Annotated in this window: 7 protein-coding genes; 2 read left to right on the top strand and 5 right to left on the bottom strand. The window is 70.3% G+C overall.

What is annotated here, in order from left to right; translation table 11 throughout:
• A partial coding sequence (locus ACFY9N_RS15440; protein WP_391479682.1) for an HNH endonuclease occupies positions 1 to 1,112 on the top strand: 1,112 nt, incomplete at its 5' end.
• Positions 1,113 to 1,290: 178 nt separating this feature from the next.
• Here ACFY9N_RS15440 and ACFY9N_RS15435 read toward each other — a convergent pair.
• From ACFY9N_RS15435 to ACFY9N_RS15420, 4 genes are read right to left on the bottom strand one after another with little or no spacing between them, the layout of a single operon-like run.
• Positions 1,291 to 2,001 carry a response regulator gene (locus ACFY9N_RS15435; RefSeq protein ID WP_391479681.1) on the bottom strand — a complete coding sequence of 237 codons (711 nt, stop codon included), beginning with the start codon at positions 1,999 to 2,001 and terminating at the stop codon, positions 1,291 to 1,293.
• Complete coding sequence (locus ACFY9N_RS15430; protein ID WP_391479680.1) at positions 1,998 to 3,395, bottom strand: sensor histidine kinase; 1,398 nt, start codon at positions 3,393 to 3,395, stop codon at positions 1,998 to 2,000. The genes ACFY9N_RS15435 and ACFY9N_RS15430 overlap by 4 nt, the downstream gene beginning before the upstream one ends.
• A gap of 10 nt (positions 3,396 to 3,405) precedes the next feature.
• On the bottom strand, positions 3,406 to 4,227 hold the full coding sequence (locus ACFY9N_RS15425; protein ID WP_391479679.1) for an ABC transporter permease: 822 nt from the start codon (positions 4,225 to 4,227) through the stop codon (positions 3,406 to 3,408).
• Positions 4,224 to 5,135 carry an ABC transporter ATP-binding protein gene (locus ACFY9N_RS15420; RefSeq protein WP_391479678.1) on the bottom strand — a complete coding sequence of 304 codons (912 nt, stop codon included), beginning with the start codon at positions 5,133 to 5,135 and terminating at the stop codon, positions 4,224 to 4,226. The genes ACFY9N_RS15425 and ACFY9N_RS15420 overlap by 4 nt, the downstream gene beginning before the upstream one ends.
• Positions 5,136 to 5,353: 218 nt before the next feature.
• On the opposite strand from ACFY9N_RS15420, the gene ACFY9N_RS15415 reads away from it, so the two are divergent.
• A complete protein-coding gene (locus ACFY9N_RS15415; RefSeq protein WP_391479677.1) occupies positions 5,354 to 5,566 on the top strand; it encodes a hypothetical protein in 213 nt (70 codons plus the stop codon).
• A 19-nt stretch (positions 5,567 to 5,585) separates the two neighbouring features.
• Here ACFY9N_RS15415 and ACFY9N_RS15410 read toward each other — a convergent pair whose 3' ends face one another.
• On the bottom strand, positions 5,586 to 5,867 hold the full coding sequence (locus ACFY9N_RS15410; protein ID WP_391479676.1) for a hypothetical protein: 282 nt from the start codon (positions 5,865 to 5,867) through the stop codon (positions 5,586 to 5,588).
• Positions 5,868 to 6,000: the final 133 nt, after the last annotated feature.

Below are 6,000 nucleotides of genomic sequence, written 5' to 3'. Positions count from 1 at the left end.
TGTACGAGGCGGCGGTGCTCGTGGTCGCCGAGACGGACTCTCCTGCCCGCACCCGCGCGCACGCCCGACAGGTCGCCGCGGCCCTTGCCGGGGAAACACTCCTCGAACGCCACCGCCGCGCCGCCACCGAACGCACGGTCACGGTGCGGTCCCTCGACGACGGGCTGGCCTTGCTCACCGCGGTCCTCCCCGAAACGGTCGCGATCGCGATCCAGGACCGGATCACCCGCATGGCCCGCGACGTCATCCGCGCCCGGGGCGAGACGCCACCGGGTGAGGTCATCGGATGGGGCGACGATCCGGACGACCTGATCCTGCCTGAGCACATCGACCCCACCGACCCCCTCGCCGGCGTCATCTTCGGCGAAGACACCGCCACCTTCACCACCGACCCGCTCGGAGCCGACCCGCTCGCCACCGACACGCTCGGGTCAGCGTCGGTCACCGACGACATCAGCGTCCCCGGTGATACCGTTCCCGGTGACACCGTTCCCGGTGACACCGTTCCCGGTGACACCGTCCCGGGCGATGAGCGCACGATCGATCAGGTCCGCGCCGACCTGTTCAGCGATCTGCTCCTCGCCGTCACCCCCAGCCCCGCCCTCGGCAACAGCCTCGACGGCATCCAGGCCCGCATCCAGGTCACGATCGCCGCGACCACCCTCGCCGGCCTCGACGACCACCCCGCCGAACTCGACGGCCACGGCCCCCTCGACCCCGACATCGCCCGCACCCTCGCCGGCCGCAACAACGGGTGGAGCCGACTCTTCCTCGACCCCGACGGCATGGTCACCGAAACCGACACCTACACTCCGACCGAACCCATGCGACGATTCCTCCGCGCCCGAGACCAACACTGCCGCTTCCCCGGATGCCGCATGCCCGTCCACCGCTGCGAACTCGACCACAACCACGACCACGCCAAGGGCGGCAAGACGGCGATCACCAACCTCGCCCACCTCTGCACGAGTCACCATCAGCTCAAGCATCCCGACATCGATCCCGATCATCGATGGACGGCCCGTTCCGGTCCAGGCGGCACGATCGAATGGACCAGTCCCCTCGGCCGCGTCCACTCCGACCACGCCCCACGCCGCGTCATATTCGTCTGACGCGCCGTCGCTGTCGCACGCGCCTGGCGCTGGCGCTGGCGGGGTCGCGGTCGCCGGGCGCGGTCGCGGACTCACCTCGAGACACCACTCGGCTCGTGAGACACCACTCCGCTCGTGAGACACCACGTGAGAGCTGATGGCTCGCGACGAAAGTGGTGTCTCGACGACCGTGCACCCCTCACTCTCCGACGATGAGCCCCGCTCGGTGCGCCAGGATCACGGCATGGATGCGGTCGCGTGCACCCAGCTTGGCGAGCACGCGGCCGACGTGCGTCTTGACGGTCGATTCCGTGACGAAGAGGCTGTCGCCGATCTCGGCGTTGCTCAGGCCCCGGGCGAGTGCGAGGAAGACGTCACGCTCGCGATCGGTGAGTGACGCGAGAAGGGATGCCGGAGAATCGGACCCGTCACCCGACGCTGCCGGCGACGGCAGCGTCGAGGGCGCGGTCGAGACACCCAGCGTCGGAGTCACGTGCTGCAGCAGCATCCGGGTGATTCGCGGCGACAGGGCGGCGTCGCCGCGATGCACCGCCCGCAGCGCCGAGAGCAACTCATGCCGCTGCACGTCCTTGAGCAGGAAGCCGCTCGCGCCGGCGCGGATCGCGCCGAACGCATACTCGTCGAGGTCGAAGGTCGTGAGCACGAGAACACGGGTCTGCGGATGCCGCTGAACGATCTGCTCGGTCGCCGCGATGCCGTCGAGCCCGGGCATCCGGATGTCCATGAGCACGAGATCGGGCTGCAGCGCCGCGGCCTGGGCGATCGCCGCCTCCCCGTCGCCGGCCTCGCCGACCACCTCGATGTCGTCCTCGGCCTCCAGCACCATCCGGAACCCGAGGCGGATGAGCTGCTGATCGTCGACGAGCAGCACCCTGATCTTCTCGGTCATGCGTTCTCCTCCGCGGGGTCGGCGCCCGGTCGCGCATCGTCGAGCGGCAGTTCGGCGCGCAGCATCCATCGTCCCCCGTCGACCGGGCCGTGCGCGAGCGTCCCGCCGACGTGCGCGACGCGCTCGTCGAGACCACGCAGCCCGAACCCGGGGGCACCGGCGGATCCTCCGGCACCCGCGACCCCGGATCCCCCAACCCCGGCACCCCCAGCCCCGGATCGCCCAGCCCCGGCACCTGCGACCCCGGCTGCGCCGCGCGGCGCCACCCCGTCGTTCGTGATCTCGAGGTGCACCGCCTCGGTGATGTGCACGATCCGCACGTCGATCACACTCGCCCTGGGCGCATGGCGCATCGCATTGGTGACGCCCTCCTGCACGATCCGCGACACCGCGTGCCCGACGACGGCGGGCAGGGGCACCGGCGTTCCGACCGTGGTCAGCGTCACCGGGTAGCCGGCGCGCTGCGCCGCGGCCACGGTCTCCTCCGGCGAGGGTGCGGTGAGCGGCGCCAGCGGCAGCGGACTCGCGTCGTCGCGCAGAACGCCGAGCATCGCCCGCATCTCGGTGAGCGCTCCCCGAGCGGTCTCGGCTGTCGCGGTCGCCGCCGCCCGCGCCTGCGCCTGGTCGGGTGTCGCGGCCGCCCCCTCCGAGAGCGCGACGATGACCGTGAGCGAGTGCGACACGATGTCGTGCATCTCGCGGGCGATGCGCGCACGCTCTGCAGCGGCGGCGAGCTGCGCCTGCTGGTCGCGCTCGACGAGCAGCTGCCTCGACCGGTCGATGACGGCGGCGAGGTAGCGCTTGCGTCCGCCGACGTTCACGCCGATCAGCGTGCCGATGAGGCCCAGTACGAGCACGTTGATGACCGGGTTGATCGCCACCTGGAACGTGATCGCCCCCGAGAGGCTCAGCAGTCCGGCCAGTACCGCCAGCGCGCCCACGCCGATCCCGAAGCCCATCCAGGCGGCGCGCGCCGAGAGATAGACCGCGAGCGAGTAGCTGGTGACGAGGGCGAGCGGGGTGCCGCCGGGCAGGGTGCCGAAGAGGAACAGCACCTCGACGGCGAACGAGGCGATGAACGGCAGCAGCGGAACGCGTCGGCGCCACATCAGCGTCGCACACGCGAACACCACCGACACGGGTACGACGACCGCGAGGATCTGCCCGATCGGCGACGGCAGCGACGGGTCGATCCGGTTCGCCGGGGTGAGCGAGAGGACTAGACAGATCAGGGTGATCAGTACGTCGGCGACGACCGGATGCCGCGCCCAGAAGCGCCGGAACACCCCCGGCGGACGCGGCAGCCGCAGCTCCTCGTCTTCCCGGGCCTCGTCCCGGACCGAAGTCCGGGACGAGGCCCGCGGCGAGGCGCTGCGGCTGCTCGTCGTGATCACTCGCCAGACTCTACGCGTCGCGGGTGCGCAGCACCGCCCACGCCGTGAGCAGCGTCGCGACGACCCAACCACCCAGAGTCAGGTACGCGACGGGCGTCTCGAGCGATCCGCCCGAGAGGATGAGGCTCTGCGCCGCCGAGGAGGGCAAGTACATCCCGGCATCCGTGACCCACTTCCAGGCCTCGCCGGCGATCGAGAACATGCTCGCCACGATCGGCAGCACGAACAGCAGCCCGACGGTCGCGGCGATCGCCCCGGCGCCCGAGCGCAGGATGAATCCGAACGCGACCCCGATGAGCGCGAACACCGCCATCGAGAGCGACGCTGTGAGGATGGGACCGAACGAGAGGTCGAAGTCCGACCAGTCGATGCTCTGGTCGCGGCCCGCGACGACCGCCGATACGGCCACCGCCGTGATGCCGAAGATGATCAGCGACGACACGAACAGGAACACCGCGAGCACGACCGACTTGGCAGCCAGCACCGACCCGCGGCCCGGGTTGGCGGTGAGGGTCGACCGGATCATGCCCGTCGAGTACTCGCCGGTGACGGCGATGGCGCCGAGGATGCCGGCGAGGAGCATCGTGAACTGGATCGGCGAGACGACCGCCTGGATCGGCTCGAAGCCGGGCATGTCGACGGCCGAGGCGAAGAGCACGGCGATGCCGACGGTGAGCGCCGCGGCGATCGCGATCGACCACCAGGTCGAGCGCACGGTGGTGAGCTTGATCCACTCGCCGCGCAGGGCACGCACGAACGTCAGCCGGTAGCGGGTGTCGATCTGGTGCGGCACGGCGGGAACAGGGGCGTGGGTGACGACCGGGGCGGTCATGCGATCTCCTTCGTCCGGTACTCGACGGCCTCGCCGGTGAGCGCGAGGTACGCGTCCTCCAGCGATCCGGTGGTCGGGGTGAGCTCGTGCAGCGCGACGCCGCGCTCGGCGGCGAGGTCGCCGATGCGCGACGCAGGCAGTCCCGAGATGTCGAACAGGTCGGGAGCGGTGCTCACGATCTCGACGTCCGGTCCCGCGACGAGTTGGGCGAGCGCCGCACCGTGCGGGGTGCGCACCCGCACGCGGTTCGTGGTCCATGCCCGCACGAGGTCCTCGAGGGGAGCATCCGCCAGCACTTTGCCGCGTCCCATCACGATGACGTGATCGGCGGTCTGCGCCATCTCGCTCATCAGGTGGCTCGAGAGCAGCACGGTGCGCCCTTCGGATGCCGCGTGCCGCACGAACTGGCGCACCCAGCGCACACCCTCGGGGTCGAGGCCGTTGACCGGCTCATCGAGGATGAGCGTGTGCGGGTCGCCGAGCAGCGCCGACGCGATGCCGAGGCGCTGCCCCATGCCGAGCGAGAACTTGCCGGCGCGCTTGCGAGCGACCGATCCGATGCCGGCGAGGTCGATGACCTCGTCGACGCGCGATGCGGGGATGCCGTGGGTCGCCGCCATCGCGCGCAGGTGATTGCGGGCGGTGCGACCGGTGTGCACGGCCTTCGCGTCGAGCAGCACGCCCACCTCTGTCAGCGGCGCACGGAGCTTGCGGTACTCGCGGCCGCCGACGGTCGTACGGCCGGACGTGGGGCGGTCGAGCCCGACGATCATCCGCATCGTGGTCGACTTGCCCGCGCCGTTGGGCCCGAGGAAGCCGGTGACGGTTCCGGGCTTGATCGTGAACGACACGTCGTCGACGGCCGTCTTGTCTCCGAACCTCTTCGTGAGGCCTTCTGCTGTGATCATGTGCTCCACGCTACGAGCGGCACCGCGGCCACCGCATCCGCCGCAGGTACCGTCTTGCGGACGACGCATGTACGACCTGCGGAGGATGCCCGCGCGCGGCGCAGGTCACGCCGAGACATCTCATCGGAATCGTCCGTCAGGAACCCGCCGTTCGCGCAAAGAGAGCAGCGCAGCACGGCGCGCCGCGCGCGATAGCGTCGCTCGCGGAGGGGAGGACCGTGCAACGACTCGTATGGGTGATGCTGCTGGTGCTGGGTCTCGCGGCCGTCACGACCGCCGTGGTTCTGCGCCTGTGGACGCTCCGGCATCCGCTGATCGATGCCGAGCCGGTGCCGACCCTGCTGGTCATCGTCTTCTTCCTCGGACTCGCGATCGTCGTCGTCGCGACGATCGGGAACGTCGTGCTCACGGCGCTCGATCGGCGCTCGTGAACCGACCGCCGGCGCGGCCTCACAGGTGATCGAAATGCCCGCCGTAGGGGAAATCGAGATCCCCCGTGTCACGCTCGTCGAACTGCACGGTGGCCACGCTGATCGTGACCCGGCTGTTCCCCGTGACCAGCACACTCATCGAGCGGTTGCCGACGACCACGAAGTCGACGAAGCGGCCGGTCGTCGCAGCGGCGTCCTCGATCCGCGTTCGGAGTTCGTCGATGCTCTGATCCTGCGCCAGCAGGAATTCGATCCCGTCAACCGCGACGGTCGTCTGGATCATCGTCTCTCTCTTGGCCATGCACGCCAGCGTAGGAGCCGCGCGGACCACCCCAGAGGGGGTTGCGAGCGCGCTCGAGGTCTGGTTCGCGCACGACATGGAGAGGTGTGTAAGGAATCGCTCGCTCGAGCCAAAGAGCGGATGCCGCGGCCCC

Origin of the sequence: Microbacterium sp. NPDC008134 (assembly GCF_042957055.1) — a bacterium.
Taxonomy (GTDB): domain Bacteria; phylum Actinomycetota; class Actinomycetes; order Actinomycetales; family Microbacteriaceae; genus Microbacterium.
Note: the sequence above shows the minus strand (reverse complement) of the source record. Positions and strands in the feature narration are given on the sequence as shown.

What these genes read in the sequence shown, in the direction of transcription:
- ACFY9N_RS15435 (WP_391479681.1), bottom strand. Translation starts at nt 2,001, where the DNA reads ATGACCGAGAAGATCAGGGTGCTGCTCGTCGACGATCAGCAGCTCATC.
- ACFY9N_RS15425 (WP_391479679.1), bottom strand. Translation starts at nt 4,227, where the DNA reads ATGACCGCCCCGGTCGTCACCCACGCCCCTGTTCCCGCCGTGCCGCAC.
- ACFY9N_RS15420 (WP_391479678.1), bottom strand. Translation starts at nt 5,135, where the DNA reads ATGATCACAGCAGAAGGCCTCACGAAGAGGTTCGGAGACAAGACGGCC.
- ACFY9N_RS15410 (WP_391479676.1), bottom strand. Translation starts at nt 5,867, where the DNA reads ATGGCCAAGAGAGAGACGATGATCCAGACGACCGTCGCGGTTGACGGG.